Consider the following 18,018-nt stretch of genomic DNA (forward strand, 5'->3'; position numbering starts at 1 on the left):
AACAAACATAAAAAGAGGCATCTCTCATGCAAGCGCACACCCTCTCCGGGCAGGCGTCTTTAGTCACGCCTAGCCGCAAGCGATTTTTCATCATGGTGTTGCTGTTCATCACCGTGGTCATCAACTACCTGGACCGCAGCAACCTGTCGATTGCCGCGCCGGCGCTGACCAGTGAGCTGGGCATCGATCCGGTACACGTCGGTCTGATCTTCTCCGCCTTCGGCTGGACTTACGCTGCCATGCAGATCCCCGGCGGCTGGCTGGTCGATCGCGTGCCGCCGCGCATCCTTTACAGCGTCGCGCTGCTGCTGTGGTCGGTGGCCACGGTGATGCTCGGTTTCGTCAGCAGCTTCATCGCGCTGTTCGTGCTGCGCATGGCCGTCGGTGCGCTGGAGGCGCCGGCCTATCCGATCAACAGCCGCGTGGTCACCACCTGGTTTCCTGAGCGCGAGCGCGCCACGGCGATCGGTTTCTACACCTCCGGACAGTTTGTCGGTCTGGCTTTCCTGACCCCGGTGCTGGCGTGGCTGCAACATGAATTCGGCTGGCACATGGTGTTCGTCGCCACCGGCGCGGTGGGCATTCTCTGGGCGCTGATCTGGTACGCGGTGTATCGCGAGCCGCGCGATTTCAAAGGCACCAATCAGGCGGAAATCGACCTGATCCGCGAAGGCGGCGGGCTGGTGGATATCCAGGCCGAGACGGCCAAGGTCAAGGCCAGATTCAGCTGGACCGATCTGGGCATCGTCCTCAGCAAACGCAAGTTGTGGGGCATCTACCTTGGCCAGTTCTGCCTGAACTCGACGCTGTGGTTCTTCCTCACCTGGTTTCCGACCTATCTGGTGAAATATCGCGGCATGGACTTCATCAAGTCCGGTCTGCTCGCATCGCTGCCGTTTCTTGCCGCGTTCGTCGGCGTGTTGTGCTCGGGATTCTTTTCCGACTTCCTGATCCGGCGCGGCTACACCGTGGGCTTCGCACGCAAGTTGCCGATCATCGGCGGGCTGCTGATTTCGACTTCGATCATCGGCGCCAACTTCGTCGAATCGACACCGTTGGTGATTGCCTTCCTCGCCCTGGCATTTTTTGGCAACGGGCTGGCGTCCATCACTTGGTCGCTGGTGTCGACGCTGGCACCGGCGCGTTTGCTCGGTCTGACCGGTGGCGTGTTCAACTTCATCGGCAACCTGTCGGCGATTGCTACGCCGATCGTGATCGGCTTCCTCGCCAGCGGCGATTCGTTCGCTCCGGCGATCACCTACATCGCCGTGCTCGCACTGGTCGGTGCCTTGTCCTACGTGCTGCTGGTGGGCAAGGTCGAGCGTATCGAGTTGTAGTGCTCAGTCTCGGGCGACCATAATGCCGCCCGTTCCTTCGCTCAACGGTAAAAGGCTGGATATGCAGGAAGACGCCCCGGAAAAAACCAAGGACGCCGCGCCCACCGGCACCCAGACGCTACTGCGCGGCCTCGGTGTGGTGCAGGCGGTGGCCAGTGGCGCGCGTGATCTCAAGGAGATTGCCCGGCTGATCGGCACCACGCGCAGCACCACCCATCGTCTGGCCAGTTGCCTGGTCGACGAGCGTTATCTGCGCGTCGTGCCGCAAATCGGTTATCTGCTCGGGCCGAAACTGATCGAACTGGGCTTTCAGGCCCGTGAAGAGTTGCCGCTGGTGACCCTGGCCGGGCCGTATCTGGACGAGCTCTCGGCACTGACCGGCGACACCGTGCATTTGGGGATCAGGGAAGGCGACGAAGTGCTGTACCTGCTGAAGAATCCAGGACGCAACGGCCCGGAAATGCGCTCACGGGTTGGCCATCGCATGCCGCTGGTACGCACCGGGATCGGCAAGGCCTTGATGCTCGATGATTCGCCGCAGGACTGGCGGCGGCTGTACGACATCAGCCTGCCGGCGGGTGGCAAAAGTCAGTTCTGGCCGCAGCATCCGCAGCAGTCGTGGGAACAGCTTGAGCAGCGCATGGGCGAATACGTTGCCGGTGGCTACGCGTTCGATCTGGAAGACAACGAACCGTCGATCCGCTGTGTGGCGGCGCCAATTCGTGATGCGAGCAAGGGCATAGTCGCGGCGATCAGTATCGCCAGCACCGTGCCGTACATGCCGCTGGAAAAAATGGCCGAGTTGATCCCCCTGCTCAAAGGGGTCACAACCCGGCTGTCGGCGGAGCTTGGTTTGAAGGTATAGCCCTAAGGTTTAGGCCTTCAGCGTCGCCATGTCGATGACGAAGCGGTACTTCACATCACCGGCAATCATCCGCGCATAGGCTTCGTTGATCTGGCGGATGTCGAGCATTTCGATGTCGCAGGTGATGTTGTGCTCGGCGCAGAAATCCAGCACTTCCTGGGTCTCGGCGATACCGCCGATCAAGGAACCGGCCAGCACGCGGCGGCTCATCACCAGTTTGCCGGCGTGGACGGGCGGGTTCACCGGCTCGATCAGGCCGACCAGAATGTGCACACCGTCGAAACGCAGGGTGTCGAGGTACGGGTTCAAATCGTGCTGCACCGGAATGGTGTCGAGCAGGAAGTCGAAGTAGCCGGCCGCGGCCTTCATCTGCTCGGCATCGGTGGAGACGATGACGTGATCGGCGCCCTGACGGCGACCTTCTTCAGCCTTGCTCGCCGAGCGGGTGAACAGTGTCACTTCCGCGCCCATCGCCTTGGCGAACTTGATGCCCATGTGGCCGAGGCCGCCCATGCCGAGAATCCCGACCTTGTCACCGGCCTTGACGCCGTAGTGCTTGAGCGGCGAGTAAGTGGTGATGCCGGCACAGAGAATCGGTGCGGCGCTGGCCAGAGCGAGTTTCTCGGGGATGCGCACAACGAAGTGTTCGCTGACCACGATGCTGTCGGAATAACCGCCCATGGTGTTGCTGCCATCGACCCGGTCCGGGGTGGCGTAAGTCATGGTCGGGCCTTCGAGGCAATATTGCTCGAGGTTCGCCTGGCAGGCTTCGCAGCTGCGGCAGGAGTCGACCATGCAGCCGACGCCAACCAGATCGCCTACCTTGTGACGGGTGACATTCGCACCGACAGCGGTGACTTTTCCGACGATCTCATGGCCGGGCATCAGCGGATAAACGGCGATGCCCCATTCGTTGCGTGCCTGATGGATGTCGGAATGGCAGACGCCGCAGTAGAGAATTTCGATCGCCACGTCGTCGGCGCGCGGGCTGCGGCGTTCGAATTTCATCGGGGCGAGGGGAGTGGTGGCCGACTGGGCGGCATAGCCGATGGCGGTGTACATGGAGGACCTCGCAAAAACAGTGACAAGTGAGGCGGTGAATTCTGGCCGCCAGACGCGGGTGCGGCCATGACGATTTCTCCGGGTCTCATGCCTAATCCTCCGGCATGCGGGTCGCAGCGGTCGCATTGGCCAGCGGATCTGCGATGATGTTTTCATCCCCTTTTCCGTGAATTTTACGAAGACCTATTCGATGCAGTTGACCCGTCATCTTGATGCCAATGCCCGGCTGGTTTCGCTGATCGAACCGCTGGCGCTGCGCGATGGCTACAGCCAGACCGGCCTGCCCGGTGTGCAGATCCTGCGCGCCAGTTGCGACGTCGCCCGTGGCCCGCACATTTACGAGCCGAGCCTGATGATCATCGCCCAGGGCAGCAAACTGGCGTTCCTCGGCCCACGAACCATGGAATACGGCGCCGGGCATTACCTGATCCAGGCGCTGCCGGTGCCGTTCGAATGCGAAACCTTTGCCTTGCCCGATGCGCCATTGCTCGGTGTGTCGGTGGCGATCGATCGCGTCCTGCTCGGCGAATTGGTGCTGGCCATGGGGCTGGCGCCGGGTCGGCATATTCCGGCGCAGACGCCGGAGTCGATGACCTCGGTGGTGCTCGACGATGGCATGCGCGGTTGTGTCGAACGGCTGCTCAGCTGTCTGCACGATCCGCTGGAATGCCAGATTCTCGGCCCGGCACGGGTTCGCGAGTTATTGTTCGTCGCGCTGCGCGGACCGCAAGCGGATGTGTTGCGGGCGTTGGTCGAGCAACAAGGGCAATTCGCCCGGGTGGCGGCGTCGATCAGCCTTCTGCATGCGCATTACACCGAGCCGCTGAATGTCGAGACACTGGCCAGTTGCGCGAACATGAGCGTGTCGACGTTTCATGAGCATTTCAAACGCAGCACACTGTTGTCGCCGGTCCAGTATCTGAAGCGTTTACGTTTGTTGAAGGCGCAGACGCTGCTGGTGGCGGAGGGGCTGGGCGTGGCGCAGGTGGCGCATCGGGTGGGGTATCAGAGCACGTCGCAATTCAGTCGCGAATACAAGCGTTACTTCGAACGCAGCCCGGGGGAAGAGCGCGCTGCCTGATCCGCCGATAATCCCCTGTGGGAGCGAGCCTGCTCGCGAAGGCGGTGTATCAGTCGACATCATCTTTATATGACACACCGCTTTCGCGAGCAGGCTCGCTCCCACAGTTGTTTTGTGGTGGCAGAAGAATTTTGGGCAACAAAAAGGCCCCCATGTCGGGAGCCTTGTTGTTCAGCGTTTCGACTTACATGTTCGGGTAAGTCGGGCCGCCGGCGCCTTCCGGCGCGACCCAGGTGATGTTCTGCGCAGGGTCCTTGATGTCACAGGTCTTGCAGTGCACGCAGTTCTGGGCGTTGATCTGGAAGCGCTTCTCGCCGTCTTCCTTGGTGATCACTTCGTATACGCCGGCCGGGCAGTAACGCTGCGCCGGTTCGTCGTACAGCGGCAGGTTTTTGCTGATCGGGATGCTCGGATCGGTCAGCTTCAAGTGGCACGGCTGCTCTTCTTCGTGGTTGGTGCCGGAGATGAACACCGAGCTGAGTTTGTCGAAACTCAGTTTGCCGTCAGGTTTCGGGTAGTCGATCTTCTTGCAGTCGGCCGCGAGCTTGAGGCAGGCGTAATCCGGCTTGTTGTCGCGCAGGGTGAACGGCAGTTTGCCGCCGAAGATGTTCTGGTCCAGCCAGTTGAAACCACCGCCGATGATCGCGCCGTACTTGTGAATCGCCGGGCCGAAGTTACGGCTGGCGAACAGTTCTTCGTGCAGCCAGCTGTTCTTGAACGCGTCGACGTAAGTGGTCAGTTCGACGGTGCAATCCTGCTCGGCGAACAGCGCATCTGCCACCGATTCCGCCGCGAGCATGCCGGACTTCATCGCGGTGTGGCTGCCTTTGATCTTGGCGAAGTTCAGGGTGCCGAGGTCGCAACCGATCAACGCGCCGCCCTTGAAGACCATTTTCGGCAGCGAGTTCAGGCCGCCCTTGGCGATGGCGCGGGCGCCGTAGCTGACGCGCTTGCCGCCTTCCAGATATTGCTTGAGCACCGGGTGATGCTTGAGGCGCTGGAACTCATCGAACGGCGACAGGTAAGTGTTGCTGTAGGACAGGTCGACGATCAGACCGACCACCACCTGATTGTTTTCCAGGTGATAGAGGAACGAGCCGCCGGTGTTCTCGGTGCCCATGATGTCCAGCGGCCAGCCGGCGGTGTGCACCACCAGGCCTGGCTGATGCTTGGCCGGGTCGATTTCCCAGATTTCTTTCAGGCCGATGCCGTAGTGCTGAACGTCGGCATCGCTGTCGAGGTTGTAGCGTTTGATCAGTTGCTTGCCGATGTGGCCACGGCAGCCTTCGGCGAACAGCGTGTATTTGCCACGCAGTTCCATGCCCGGGGTGTACAGGCCTTCTTTCGGATGGCCTTCACGGTCGACGCCCAGATCACCGGTGATGATCCCGCGCACCACACCGTTTTCATCGATCAGCGCTTCCTGAGCGGCGAAGCCCGGGTAGATTTCCACACCGAGGTTTTCCGCCTGCTGAGCCAGCCAGCGGCACAGGTTGCCCAGGGAGATGATGTAGTTGCCTTCGTTGTGCATGGTCTTGGGCACAAAGAAGTCAGGAATCTTCTGCGCGCTGTCAGCGTTTTTCAGCACGAAAATGTCATCGCGTGTGACGGGCGTGTTCAGCGGAGCGCCGAGCTCTTTCCAGTCCGGGAACAATTCGTTCAGGGCGCGGGGTTCGAATACCGCACCGGAGAGGATGTGTGCACCGACTTCGGAGCCTTTTTCGACCACGCAGACGCTGATTTCCTTACCGGCGTCAGCGGCCTTCTGCTTCAAGCGGCAGGCGGCGGACAGACCAGCGGGGCCGGCACCGACGATGACGACGTCGAATTCCATGTATTCGCGTTCCACAGGCTATCTCCTACTCAAGGCTCAACAGTTTTTTTCTAATATGGAGGTTTGATCTCGCATCCGTATTGCCTTTACGTTAACGTCAAAGGGAATATTGGCGAATCCACCTTTCTCTCTAGGCGGCGCATTATATCTACACCACTCCGAGCGTCCAATACAAACGTTTGTTTGAATCGCCTCCAGCCCTGATAAATCAAAGAAGCGCGGCTTATGACAGGGCATTTTGGCGTATTGACCAGAATGGGCGTTCCGGTCAAGATACGGGCGGTTTTGCGCTCGCCGTAGGCAGACTGGCGGTTTCAAGAGCACCTCTAAAGACAGGGCACAGGCAGTAGACGGTGATGCGCAGCGCAAGTCCGGTGCGCAGTTTACACAGCGTGAGAATGAATGACCCGACAGTCACCCCTGACGAACGGTCACCTCCCTTCGCGAAGTGAATCACCTCACATTCAAGCCGGCGTTTTTAGAGGTGCCCTTGTCGCCCGATGAGCATCATCCGCCAGGTTCGCCTAGGCGACTTTCTTTTCACCGGAGAGTAACGAGGAATCCATGAAGGTTCTTGTAGCTGTCAAACGCGTTGTGGATTACAACGTCAAGGTCCGCGTCAAGGCGGACAATTCCGGCGTCGACCTCGCCAACGTCAAGATGTCGATGAACCCATTCTGCGAAATCGCCGTGGAAGAAGCCGTACGCCTGAAAGAGAAGGGCGTTGCGACTGAAATCGTCGTCGTCTCCATCGGCCCGACCACCGCTCAGGAGCAGCTGCGTACCGCACTGGCTCTGGGTGCCGATCGCGCCATCCTCGTCGAATCCGCTGAAGACCTGACCTCGCTGGCCGTGGCCAAGCTGCTCAAGGCTGTCGTCGACAAGGAGCAGCCGCAGCTGGTGATCCTTGGGAAACAGGCGATCGACAGCGACAATAACCAGACCGGCCAGATGCTCGCGGCACTGAGCGGCTACGGTCAGGGCACCTTCGCTTCGAAAGTCGAAGTCTCCGGCGACAGCGTTGCCGTGACCCGCGAAATCGACGGCGGCGCGCAGACCGTTTCGCTGAAACTGCCAGCCATCGTCACCACCGACCTGCGTTTGAACGAGCCGCGCTACGCGTCCCTGCCAAACATCATGAAAGCCAAGAAGAAGCCTCTCGAAGTGCTGACTCCGGACGCTTTGGGCGTTTCCACCGCCTCCACCAACAAGACCCTGAAAGTCGAAGCGCCGGCTGCACGCAGCGCGGGCATCAAGGTCAAGTCGGTGGCTGAACTGGTTGAAAAACTCAAGAACGAAGCGAAGGTAATCTAAATGACTATCTTGGTTATTGCTGAACACGACAACAAAGTGCTGGCCCCGGCCACACTGAACACCGTGGCCGCTGCTGCCAAAATCGGCGGCGACATTCACGTTCTGGTAGCAGGTCAGGGCGCAGGCCCGGTGGCCGAAGCCGCGGCTAAAATCGCTGGCGTGAGCAAAGTCCTGAATGCTGACAACGCCGCTTACGCGCATCAGTTGCCAGAGAACGTAGCGCCGCTGGTTGCAGAGCTGGGCGCTGGCTACAGCCACATCCTCGCTGCCGCCACTTCCAACGGCAAAAACATCCTGCCGCGCGTTGCTGCTGCGCTGGACGTTGACCAGATCTCCGAGATCATCTCGGTCGAAAGCGCTGACACTTTCAAGCGTCCGATCTACGCCGGTAACGCCATCGCTACCGTGCAATCGACTGCTGCGATCAAAGTGATCACCGTGCGTGCCACTGGTTTCGATCCGGTTGCTGCTGAAGGTGGTTCGGCTGCCGTTGAAGCCGTTGGCGCTGCCCACGACGCCGGTACTTCGAGCTTCGTCAGCGAAGAGCTGGCCAAGTCCGACCGTCCTGAGCTGACCGCTGCCAAGATCGTCGTTTCCGGCGGTCGCGGCATGCAGAACGGTGACAACTTCAAACACCTGTACGCGCTGGCCGACAAGCTCGGCGCTGCTGTTGGCGCTTCGCGCGCTGCGGTCGACGCAGGTTTCGTACCGAACGACATGCAGGTCGGTCAGACCGGCAAGATCGTTGCGCCACAGCTGTACATCGCCGTCGGTATCTCCGGCGCGATCCAGCATCTGGCCGGCATGAAAGACTCCAAAGTGATCGTTGCGATCAACAAGGACGAAGAAGCGCCGATCTTCCAGGTGGCCGATTACGGTCTCGTGGCGGATCTGTTCGAAGCAGTACCTGAGCTGGAGAAGCTGGTCTAATCCGGCGGCTTCACTTATAAAGAGCCCGGCCTGTTGGTCGGGCTTTTTTTTGTTTCGAATTTCAAGCGGGAGCGTTTTGCCATGGATCTGCGCTGCGGATGGTTGTTGGGATTGGTGCTGTTGCCAGGTTTGGCCATGGCCGCTGGCAAGTGCGAGCGCCTGGTCGTCACCGGCAGCCCGGACGCGCCGCCGTACCTGTGGCAGGACCCGCAAAACCCCAAGCGCCTGATCGGCGCCAGTGCCGATCTGTTGCAGCAAGTGGCCAAGGATCTGGGCATCAAAGTCGACCTGCTCTACGCCGGCAAACGCTCGCAGGCCCTCGATGAAGTGCGCAGCGGGCGCATGGACATGCTGGCCGACGCGCCGCTGACCGTTAATGAGCTGGAAACCCTTGACTACATCCATCCGCCACTGCTGGAAAACGACTATCTGGTGTGGACGCGCAAAGGCTCGACGCTGACCTATGCCGAGGCCAGCGACCTGAAAGGCCATGCCGGCGCGGTGTCGGAAAAGTCTCGGATGACCCAGGCATTCGGCACTTTCGCCGAGCAGAATCTGACCCTGACCCGCACAGCCAACCTTACCGAGGCATTACAGAAACTGCTGTTGGGCGAGGTGGAATATGTCCTCGCCGGACGTTACTCAGGCCTTGCCGCCGCGCAGACATTGGGCATGACCAGCGATCTGTTGGCGTTCGAACAACCCATCGACCGGCCGGGTCTGTTCCTCGCGGTTTCGCATAACTCGGCCTGCAACGATCCGTGGTTGCGCGGACAGCTCGCCAAAAAGATGACAGAATTGCCCGCGTCCGGACTGACGGAAGCCGCGCTGCAACGCAACATCGAGCGCTGGAAGGCGCAACAGCAACAGCCGCCACTACCTGTCAGTGCCCCAAAACAGTAGGGATTCTTAGTGAGTATTCGACCTCTTTTCGCGGCAGTGGCCGTTCTGGCCCTGGCCGGGTGCGCATCCGATCCGGCACCCAGTGAACAAATGCGTTTGACCGAACAAGCCATCGTGCAGGCCAAGGCAGTCGGCGCCACCGCTGACGAAGTGCCGGAAATGCAACTGGCCGAAACAAAATACAACCGCGCCAAAGGCAGCATGGCCGACGAGTCCTATCGCAACGCGCGCATGCGTGCCGAGCAGGCCGAACTGGATGCACGTCTGGCCGAGGCCAAGGTGCTGACGAAAAAAAGCGAAGAGCAGCTGAATGTGCTCAATACCCGCATTGTCCGCCTGCGCAAGCAGCTGCAACTGGGGGAAGCGCAATGAGCCTCAAGTCCAACGCGCTCGGCATTCTGCTTCTTGCCGGTTGCGCCAGCCTCTACGGCTGCGCCGGCCAGCACAGCGAGGCGGCGCTGCAACAGGCCGGCGCTGATTTCCAGAAGGTCAAGGAAGATTCCAACGTCCTGCGCATCGCGCCGAAAGACGTGATCCGCGCCGGCGAATCCCTGGCCCGCGCTGATCGGCTGTCGACCTATTGGGGCAGCGGTGCCGACGTGGTGCATTACGCCTACCTGAGCCAGCGCTACAGCGAAATCGCCCGTGAGCACACCAACCAGGCGCTCAACGAGGAGCGCGCAGCCAAGCTCGAGCTTGAGCGCCAGCGTCTGCAACTGGCCCTGCGCGAATCGAAACTGCTCAGCGTGCAGCAACAAGGCAAGTGGCTGGAGGAACAGATCGTCGCGCTGGCCACCACACAGACCGATCGCGGTCTGGTGATGACCCTCGGCGACGTGTTGTTCGACACCGGCCAGGCGGAACTGAAAAACTCGGCCAACCGCGTCGTGCTGAAGATCGTCCAGTTCCTGCAACTGAACCCCAAGCGAGTGGTGCGCATCGAGGGTTACACCGACAGCACCGGTGGCAGACAGGAAAACCTCAAACTGTCCCGCGATCGTGCGCAATCGGTGGCTGACGTGCTGGTCGATCTGGGTATCGATGAAAAACGCATTCAGGTCGAAGGTTATGGCGACCAGTTCCCGGTCGACGCCAACGCCTCCGAGCGTGGACGGGCGCAGAATCGCCGCGTCGAGATCGTGTTCTCTGACGAAAAAGGCCAGCTCGGCGCCGCCCGCTGAGGGCTGCGTCTCTGGAAAGCCCGGACTGTCATGCAGTGCCGGGCTTTTTTGTGTCTGTCGATTGCCGCGCAAAACCGTACAGGTGGGGCAGACACCGCACTGTACGGTCGAGTAATCTGGCAACTGTCCCAGTACACTTCTAAACTGTTCCGGTATTGTTTCAGACAAGAATAAAACGCCCGTGAAATCGAGTGCTGCGTCATGACCAATCTCTTGCTCTACCAACGTATTGCTCAGCAACTGGCCGAAGACATCCGCCGTGGTGTCTATCAACCGGGGGAGCGCGTGCCTTCGGTGCGCAAGATGAGTTCGCAGCTCAACGTCAGCCATGCGACGGTGTTGCAGGCTTACGCCAACCTTGAGGATCAGGGCCTGATTCGCGCCCGGCCACAGTCGGGTTATTACGTACACCAGACCCCGGCGCTGACCGCGCCGACGCCGGACATTGCCCGGGTCGAACGGCCGGGGCTGGTGACGCGCAGCAGCATCATTCAACAGGTATTGGTCGAATCCCGCCGCGAAGGCGTGTTTCCGCTGGGCGCTGCGGTGCCGAGTGTCGATTATCTGCCGGTGCGCGCGCTGCATCAGCAATTGGCCAAGGTCACCCGCTTCCACAGCCCTCGGGCGTTCAGCTACATGTTCAGCCCCGGCTTCGAACCGCTGCGCCGGCAAGTGGCGATCCGCATGCGTGACGCTGGCGTGGTGGTCGATCCGTCGGAAGTGGTGATCACCCACGGCTGTGTCGACGCCTTGCAGATGTCGTTGCGCGTGCTGACCCGGCCGGGCGATCTGATCGCTGCCGAATCGCCGACCTATTACGGCCTGCTGCAACTGGCCGATCTGCTCGGCCTGAAAGTCATCGAAATCCCCAGCGATCCCGCCACCGGCATGAGCCTGGAAGCCTTGCAACTGGCCGCCAACCAATGGTCGATCAAGGCGTTGGTGCTGACTACGCGCCTGAGCAATCCCCTTGGCGGCACCATGCCGGAAGAGCGGCAGAAACAGTTGTTGCGTCTGGCCTCGGATTTCGACATTCAGATTGTCGAAGACGATATCTACGGCGAACTGATGTTTGAACAGGGCCGCACCAAAGCGCTGAAAGCCTACGACCGCCTGGATCGGGTGATCTACTGCTCGAGCTTCTCCAAAACCCTGTCACCGGGTGTGCGCATCGGCTGGATGATCGCCGGCAAATACCAACAGGAAATCCAGCGCCTGCAAACCTTCAGTACCCATTCGGCGTGCAGCGTCACGCAGATGGCGATTGCCGCGTATCTGGAAAACGGCGGTTATGACCGGCATTTACGCTACATCCGCCAGGAGTACCGGAAAAACCTCAGCGCGTTCCAGCTGGCGGTGCAGCAGCACTTCCCCGAGGGCACGCAAATGTCCCGGCCCACGGGCGGTTTCATCCTCTGGGTGAGCTTGCCGGGGCGGGTCAACACTCAGGAATTGCATGTCCGCGCGCTGCAACAAGGCATCAGCATCGCGCCGGGGCTGATCTTCAGTAATACCGAGCAGTTCAACCACTGTATCCGCCTCAACTGCGGCATTCCGTGGAACCGCGAAGCGGAGCGGGCGCTGATGACGCTGGGTCTGTTGGCCACCCAGCTGTGTCAGGAAACCGCTGGCGGATTCTGAACGGGGAGGGCGCTGAGGCTTGTCATGTGACGCACAACAAGCGAGCATGTGGCCCTCTGCCGTTAGTTCGTTGGGTCCATGAAAGCCATTGTTCCTGCCGCGTGGGTATTGCTGGGTTTGCTGATGGTCGGTCAGGCACCGGGTGCTATGGCGGCCGCAGCCCAGGAAAAACCGGCAGCGACCAGTACCACGAAGAAAACCGTTAAAACCACAGCGCCTGCAAAAAAAGCCCAGGCCCAAAAAAACGCCACGGTAAAGAAGCGCCGCCCGGTTGCTTCGAAATCGAAACCTGCCAGCGAAGTGGCCAAAACCAAATTGCCGCCGGCAAAACTCGATCTCAGCCTGCCCAAGGATATGGTTGAAGACCTGAAGCCAAAGGGCACCGTGGAGCTGCCCAAACGCGAGGCGATCCTGCCGCAGATGTTTGGCGAGAAAGATAACGGCTTCCAGCTCAACGGCCGCTTGCTCAGCAATGAAATGGAGTTGCAATTGCGCAACGAAGCGCGACGCGATGTGGAAGGCGCGGCGCTGGATTTTGAATTCAAGCAATAGATCCGACCGTCTTCGATGCGTATAGCAGACGCTTCGTCGGAGACTGCCCGGTCACTTTTACTTATCGTTGAAAAGCCGCTTGTAGCAATTTGAAACAGTCGTTTTAGCGGTTACTCTGTTTCCCGTCTCTTTACACATCGCCCGTCGCGAGGATCTGTTCGTCATGAAATGCCGTGAAGGCTGTGGCGCTTGCTGCATTGCCCCCTCCATCAGTTCGCCGATCCCCGGCATGCCCGATGGCAAGCCCGCTGGCGAACGTTGCGTGCAACTGTCGGTCGATAACCTGTGCAGCATTTTCGGCCGTCCGGAACGTCCGGCTGTGTGCTCGGGCTTCGCTGCGGATGTCGAGGTGTGCGGCAGCAGTTCGGAAGAAGCGATCAGATTGATCGGCTGGTGGGAGCAGATGACGGCGGCGTGATGTGTTCACGAACGGAACTTCAACAATAAGGAATAACACTATGGGTTCGCTGCACCGTATCGCTGTGTTGTGTGGTCTGACTGCCGTACTTGCCACTTCGGTCGCCCACGCGGAAGACTGGAAAGTGGCGAAGAACGAAGACGGCATCAAGGTTTCCCTGAGCGAGATACCCGGTTCGGACTACAAGTCCTACCAAGGCGTCGCGCTGATGAAAACCACCGTTGCCAAACTGCGCGCCTTGCAGGAAGACGTCTCTGGCGCCTGCGCGTGGATTCACGAGTGCAAGAGTCAGAAACTGCTCAAGCACGAAGGCGATCTGAGCTGGACCTATTCGCAATTCAACACGCCATGGCCGGTGACCCCGCGTGATTCGGTGCTGAAGATCACCACCGTTGAGGGCGCCGATGGCAGCCTGACCCGTAATCTTGAAGGCGTACCGACCTATCTGCCGGAAGAAAAAGGTTTCGTGCGGGTTCAGCAGGTCAAAGGCTTCTGGAAGTTCGTGCCAAAGGGCGATCAGGTCGAAGTGACTTATCAAGTGCACACCGAGCCGGGCGGTAGCGTGCCGGCCATGGTCGCCAACAAGTTTGTGGTCGATGCGCCATTCAATACCCTGAAAGCGCTGAAAGAACGCGCCGAGAAATAATCAATTCGCTGTAAGCAAAACGCCCCGACCGGTTCGGGGCGTTTTGTTTTGTCTCTAAATTGTATTTCCAGATATGCGTTGCACGAAATTTTCACAAAGTCTCCAAGACAATTCGCCCGCACTTGTTGCCTGCCATAGCGCTGCCAACCCTTCGAATGAAAGTCTCGAGGAGCAGGGCAGTAATCAATGGCAATGGTGTGAACGATCGTGCAACATTTGCGCACCGCGCACGCCCCGGGGTCTGGATTGACCAATAGAGGGCATGGCGCCGCTGTATTTTTGCAACTTCAACTTCCAATGGGTCCTAAAACGACATGGCAAACCCGGACGCCCTGAGTCAGCAGCGATCTTCTGCTCGTCTGCTGCAACCGACCGTCAAATCGCATCTGGCCTACACGCTGCTGTGCGCACTGGTCATGATGGTCATGTTTTCCGCGCTGCGCCTCGCGCTGCTGGTCTACAACCGCGAGATGATCCTCGACACCCCAGCCGCGACCTTCCTTGAAGCGTTCGTCAACGGTCTGCGTTTCGACCTGCGCCTGGTGGTCTACCTGTGCATTCCGCTGGTGCTGGCGCTGTTCAGTGCCCGGGCCATGGCCGCGCGCGGTTTCTTCCGACTGTGGCTGACCGTCGCATCGAGCATCGCGCTGTTCCTCGGCCTGATGGAGATGGACTTCTACCGCGAGTTTCACCAGCGCCTCAATGGTCTGGTGTTCCAGTACGTGAAGGAAGACCCGAAAACCGTAATGAGCATGCTCTGGTACGGTTTCCCGGTGGTGCGCTATGTGCTGGCATGGGTAATCGGCACGGTCATTCTGACCCTGGCGTTCAAAGGCGCCGACCGTGCCACCCGCCCGCGCGGACCGTTCAGCGGCGGCAGCGTCAGCTCCCGTCAGGTTGCGCCGTGGTACACCCGCCTGGCGGTGTTCGTAGTCTGCCTGCTGATCTGCGTCGTCGCCGCTCGCGGCACCTTGCGTCAGGGCCCGCCGATGCGCTGGGGTGACGTCTACACCACCGATTCCAACTTCGCCAACCAGCTCGGCCTCAACGGCACGCTGTCGCTGGTCGCCGCAGCCAAGGCGCGCATGGGCGAAGACCGCGACAACATCTGGAAAGCCACCCTGCCGCAGGAACAGGCGCAGCAAGTGGTGCGCGACATGCTGTTGATGCCGGACGACAAACTGGTCGATGCCGACATCGCCGCTGTTCGCCGCGACTACATGCCGCCGGCCGACAAGACCCTGCCGATCAAGAACGTCGTGGTGATCCTGATGGAAAGCATGGCCGGTCACTCGGTCGGTGCTTTGGGCGCGCCAGGCAATATCACCCCGTACCTGGACAAGCTGTCGAAGGAAGGTCTGCTGTTCGACCGTTTCTTCTCCAACGGCACCCACACCCACCAGGGCATGTTCGCGACCATGGCCTGCTTCCCCAACCTGCCGGGTTTCGAATACCTGATGCAAACCCCGGAAGGCAGCCACAAACTGTCCGGCCTGCCGCAGTTGCTCAGCGCCCGCGACTATGACGATGTCTATGTCTACAACGGTGATTTCGCCTGGGATAACCAGTCGGGCTTCTTCAGCAACCAGGGCATGACCAACTTCGTTGGCCGCAACGACTTCGTCAATCCGGTGTTCTCCGATCCGACCTGGGGCGTGTCCGACCAGGACATGTTCGATCGTGGCCTGCAAGAGCTGAAGGCGCGGGAAAACGGCAAGCCGTTTTACGCGCTGCTGCAAACCCTGTCCAACCACACGCCGTACGCCTTGCCCACGCCATTGCCGGTCGAGCGCGTCACTGACCGTGGCAGCCTCAACGAACACCTGACCGCCATGCGCTACTCCGATTGGGCGCTCGGCCAGTTCTTCGAGAAGGCGCGCAAAGAGAAGTACTTCAACGAAACCCTGTTCGTCATCGTCGGCGACCACGGCTTCGGCAACGAGCGCCAGATCACTGAAATGGACCTGGGTCGCTTCAACGTGCCGATGCTGATGATTGCCCCGGGCATCCAGCAGAAGTTCGGTACCCGCGACCACACCGTGGGCACGCAGATCGACATCGTGCCGACCATCATGGGCCGTCTCGGTGGTGAAGTGCGTCACCAGTGCTGGGGCCGCGACCTGCTCAACCTGCCGCAGGGCGACACCGGTTTTGGCGTGATCAAGCCTTCGGGCAGCGAGCAGACCACCGCCATCGTCACCGCCGATGAGATTCTGGTGCTGCCGCGTGACAAGGACATGGGCCCGAAAATCTGGAAATACCAACTTGGCGCCAACCCGCACGCCGAAGTTGTGCCAGACGCGCCGCGCACTGCCGAACTCAAACTCAAACTTGAAGCGTTCCTGCAAACCGCGACCAAGAGCCTGCTGGATAACACCGCCGGTGTCATTCACGGCAAGCCGGACTGATGACTGGTTAAAGTCCACGCAATAAAAAAGAGGCCCTTGAACAAGGGCCTCTTTTTTTACAGCTTCAAATCGTCATATCTTGCCGAGTAACAACAGCACCAGCAGCACGACCAACACCACGCCGATAATACCCGACGGGCCATAACCCCAACTTCTGGAGTGCGGGAAGACCGGCAGACCACCGATCAGCAACAGGATCAGGATGATGATTAGAATTGTGCCCATGGGTGATTTCCTTGTTCAGAGTCTGGAAGAGTCTTGATGCTCAGTGGGCAGCTGGAGAGCAACTAAATTCCAGCCGGCTTACATGTTCCGACTTGCGCCGATGAAAAAAAATTCAATGTTTTTTTAATGTATTTGGATTGCTCGGTTATTTCCTTTCCAGCAAAAAGATCGCAGCCTCGTTGCACTCGTCAGCTCCTACATGAGACCAACCGGAACGATGACGGCTGGAATCTTTTGATCCTCCATTCAGCAACTGGATGGAGCGTGGGTGAACGAAGTTCCTTCGCTACACTCGGCGCATCTCTCCCGGAACAACAAGGCTGTCCGCTATGCAAAATCGCATGATGATCACTGGTGCAGGCTCAGGCCTGGGTCGCGAAATCGCCCTGCGCTGGGCCCGTGAAGGCTGGCGGCTGGCCTTGTCCGATGTCAGTGAACCCGGCCTGCAGGAAACCCTGAAACTGGTGCGCGAGGCGGGCGGTGACGGCTTCATTCAGCGCTGTGACGTGCGTGATTACAGCCAGCTCACCGCCTTCGCCCAGGCGTGCGAGGAGAAGCTCGGCGGCATCGACATCATCGTCAACAATGCCGGCGTCGCCTCGGGCGGATTCTTCAGCGAGTTGTCGCTGGAAGACTGGGACTGGCAGATCGCGATCAACCTGATGGGTGTGGTCAAGGGCTGCAAGGCGTTCCTGCCGCTGCTGGAACAGAGCAAGGGCAAGATCATCAACATCGCCTCCATGGCCGCGTTGATGCAAGGCCCGGCAATGAGCAATTACAACGTAGCCAAGGCCGGCGTGGTGGCGTTGTCGGAAAGTCTGCTGATCGAACTGGCGCAGCAGGAAGTGGCGGTGCATGTGGTTTGCCCATCGTTCTTCCAGACCAACTTGCTCGATTCTTTCCGCGGCCCGACCCCGGCCATGAAAGCCCAGGTCGGCAAGTTGCTGGAAAGTTCGCCGATCAGTGCCGCCGACATCGCTGACTACATCTATCAGCAAGTCGCCGCCGGTGAGTTCATGATTCTGCCCCACGAACAAGGGCGCATGGCCTGGGCGCTGAAACAGAAGAATCCGCAACTGCTCTACAACGAGATGACTTCCATGGCCGAGAAAATGCGCGCCAAGGCCAAACAAAACAACGCTTGATCTTGTCCGATTCCCGCCGCGTCGTTAGGGTGGCCGCCACGGTCACCCTGTCGAGACGCCTCCATGCTCAATTACTTGTGGTTCTTCCTTGCGGCGCTGTTTGAAATCGCCGGCTGTTTTGCCTTCTACATGTGGCTGCGCCAGGGCAAGAGTGCGTTGTGGGTGCTTCCCGCATTGCTCAGCCTGACCCTGTTCGCGCTGTTGCTGACCCGTGTTGAAGCGGCCTACGCCGGGCGCGCCTATGCCGCGTATGGCGGGATCTACATCGTTGCTTCGATTGGCTGGCTGGCGGTGGTCGAGCGGGTGCGTCCGCTGGGCTCGGACTGGATCGGCATGGCGCTGTGCGTGGTCGGTGCCAGCATCATTCTGTTCGGGCCGCGCTTTTCCGCCGCCTGAGGCTTTTGTGCGAAGCGTCTGACAGCTGCGGGCGTGGGCAGCTGTAGGGCAAGACTGATTTGCTCGTCGTGGATTGTGAA

18 protein-coding genes and 1 pseudogene are annotated in these 18,018 nt (G+C 59.9%); 16 read left to right on the top strand and 3 right to left on the bottom strand.

Translation table 11 applies throughout. From position 1 onward, the window contains the following. Nucleotides 1-26 precede the first annotated feature (26 nt). Both D8U60_RS09830 and D8U60_RS09835 read left to right on the top strand, forming a co-directional pair. A complete protein-coding gene (locus D8U60_RS09830) occupies nt 27-1,337 on the top strand; it encodes an MFS transporter (RefSeq protein ID WP_130900009.1) in 1,311 nt (436 codons plus the stop codon). Between the two features lie 61 nt (nt 1,338-1,398). Next, nucleotides 1,399-2,202, top strand: coding sequence for an IclR family transcriptional regulator (locus tag D8U60_RS09835; RefSeq protein ID WP_016770958.1), 804 nt, complete (start codon nt 1,399-1,401; stop codon nt 2,200-2,202). Between the two features lie 9 nt (nt 2,203-2,211). On the opposite strand, the gene D8U60_RS09840 is transcribed toward D8U60_RS09835, so the two are convergent. After that, on the bottom strand, nt 2,212-3,264 hold the full coding sequence (locus tag D8U60_RS09840) for an alcohol dehydrogenase catalytic domain-containing protein (protein WP_016770957.1): 1,053 nt from the start codon (nt 3,262-3,264) through the stop codon (nt 2,212-2,214). A gap of 190 nt (nt 3,265-3,454) precedes the next feature. Between D8U60_RS09840 and D8U60_RS09845 the strand changes: the two genes are divergently transcribed. Together D8U60_RS09845 and D8U60_RS27865 are read left to right on the top strand one after the other, a co-directional pair. After that, nucleotides 3,455-4,345 carry an AraC family transcriptional regulator gene (locus D8U60_RS09845; RefSeq protein ID WP_130900010.1) on the top strand — a complete coding sequence of 297 codons (891 nt, stop codon included), beginning with the start codon at nt 3,455-3,457 and terminating at the stop codon, nt 4,343-4,345. A 17-nt stretch (nt 4,346-4,362) separates the two neighbouring features. Next, nucleotides 4,363-4,455, top strand: a pseudogene (locus D8U60_RS27865) (metal ABC transporter ATP-binding protein); the annotation flags it as partial. A 74-nt stretch (nt 4,456-4,529) separates the two neighbouring features. Here the strand turns inward: D8U60_RS27865 and D8U60_RS09855 are convergent. Further along, nucleotides 4,530-6,194 (bottom strand): electron transfer flavoprotein-ubiquinone oxidoreductase, encoded by a 1,665-nt coding sequence (locus tag D8U60_RS09855; RefSeq protein ID WP_130900011.1) that lies wholly within the window; start codon nt 6,192-6,194, stop codon nt 4,530-4,532. A 549-nt stretch (nt 6,195-6,743) separates the two neighbouring features. Between D8U60_RS09855 and D8U60_RS09860 the strand changes: the two genes are divergently transcribed. From D8U60_RS09860 to D8U60_RS09905, 10 genes are all read left to right on the top strand, one after another. After that, nucleotides 6,744-7,493, top strand: coding sequence for an electron transfer flavoprotein subunit beta/FixA family protein (locus D8U60_RS09860; protein ID WP_007908338.1), 750 nt, complete (start codon nt 6,744-6,746; stop codon nt 7,491-7,493). After that, on the top strand, nt 7,494-8,423 hold the full coding sequence (locus D8U60_RS09865; protein WP_016770954.1) for an FAD-binding protein: 930 nt from the start codon (nt 7,494-7,496) through the stop codon (nt 8,421-8,423). 81 nt (nt 8,424-8,504) lie between these two features. Further along, nucleotides 8,505-9,326, top strand: a complete 822-nt coding sequence (locus D8U60_RS09870) for a transporter substrate-binding domain-containing protein (RefSeq protein ID WP_130888464.1) — start codon at nt 8,505-8,507, stop codon at nt 9,324-9,326. Nucleotides 9,327-9,335: 9 nt separating this feature from the next. After that, a complete protein-coding gene (locus D8U60_RS09875; RefSeq protein ID WP_038860459.1) occupies nt 9,336-9,698 on the top strand; it encodes a DUF4398 domain-containing protein in 363 nt (120 codons plus the stop codon). Continuing rightward, nucleotides 9,695-10,507 carry an OmpA family protein gene (locus D8U60_RS09880; RefSeq protein ID WP_024013894.1) on the top strand — a complete coding sequence of 271 codons (813 nt, stop codon included), beginning with the start codon at nt 9,695-9,697 and terminating at the stop codon, nt 10,505-10,507. The genes D8U60_RS09875 and D8U60_RS09880 overlap by 4 nt, the downstream gene beginning before the upstream one ends. A 201-nt stretch (nt 10,508-10,708) precedes the next feature. Continuing rightward, nucleotides 10,709-12,148 (top strand): PLP-dependent aminotransferase family protein, encoded by a 1,440-nt coding sequence (locus D8U60_RS09885; RefSeq protein ID WP_024013893.1) that lies wholly within the window; start codon nt 10,709-10,711, stop codon nt 12,146-12,148. A 78-nt stretch (nt 12,149-12,226) separates the two neighbouring features. Continuing rightward, nucleotides 12,227-12,700 carry a translation initiation factor 2 gene (locus D8U60_RS09890; protein WP_130900012.1) on the top strand — a complete coding sequence of 158 codons (474 nt, stop codon included), beginning with the start codon at nt 12,227-12,229 and terminating at the stop codon, nt 12,698-12,700. Nucleotides 12,701-12,863: 163 nt separating this feature from the next. Then, nucleotides 12,864-13,118 carry a YkgJ family cysteine cluster protein gene (locus tag D8U60_RS09895; RefSeq protein ID WP_016770949.1) on the top strand — a complete coding sequence of 85 codons (255 nt, stop codon included), beginning with the start codon at nt 12,864-12,866 and terminating at the stop codon, nt 13,116-13,118. Nucleotides 13,119-13,158: 40 nt separating this feature from the next. Further along, nucleotides 13,159-13,764 (top strand): START domain-containing protein, encoded by a 606-nt coding sequence (locus D8U60_RS09900; RefSeq protein ID WP_056788309.1) that lies wholly within the window; start codon nt 13,159-13,161, stop codon nt 13,762-13,764. A 314-nt stretch (nt 13,765-14,078) separates the two neighbouring features. Continuing rightward, the gene (locus tag D8U60_RS09905) at nt 14,079-16,172 is read left to right on the top strand and encodes an LTA synthase family protein (protein WP_130900013.1); all 2,094 of its coding nucleotides are present in this window, start codon (nt 14,079-14,081) and stop codon (nt 16,170-16,172) included. A 72-nt stretch (nt 16,173-16,244) separates the two neighbouring features. On the opposite strand, the gene D8U60_RS09910 is transcribed toward D8U60_RS09905, so the two are convergent. Continuing rightward, nucleotides 16,245-16,397 carry a DUF3309 family protein gene (locus D8U60_RS09910; RefSeq protein WP_003183939.1) on the bottom strand — a complete coding sequence of 51 codons (153 nt, stop codon included), beginning with the start codon at nt 16,395-16,397 and terminating at the stop codon, nt 16,245-16,247. Between the two features lie 329 nt (nt 16,398-16,726). Between D8U60_RS09910 and D8U60_RS09915 the strand changes: the two genes are divergently transcribed. Then, complete coding sequence (locus D8U60_RS09915; protein WP_101156344.1) at nt 16,727-17,542, top strand: SDR family oxidoreductase; 816 nt, start codon at nt 16,727-16,729, stop codon at nt 17,540-17,542. A gap of 63 nt (nt 17,543-17,605) precedes the next feature. Continuing rightward, nucleotides 17,606-17,938, top strand: coding sequence for a YnfA family protein (locus tag D8U60_RS09920; protein ID WP_073472324.1), 333 nt, complete (start codon nt 17,606-17,608; stop codon nt 17,936-17,938). Nucleotides 17,939-18,018 lie beyond the last annotated feature (80 nt).

The organism is Pseudomonas sp. Sample_11 (assembly GCF_004307505.1).
Taxonomy (GTDB): Bacteria; Pseudomonadota; Gammaproteobacteria; order Pseudomonadales; family Pseudomonadaceae; genus Aquipseudomonas; species Aquipseudomonas atacamensis.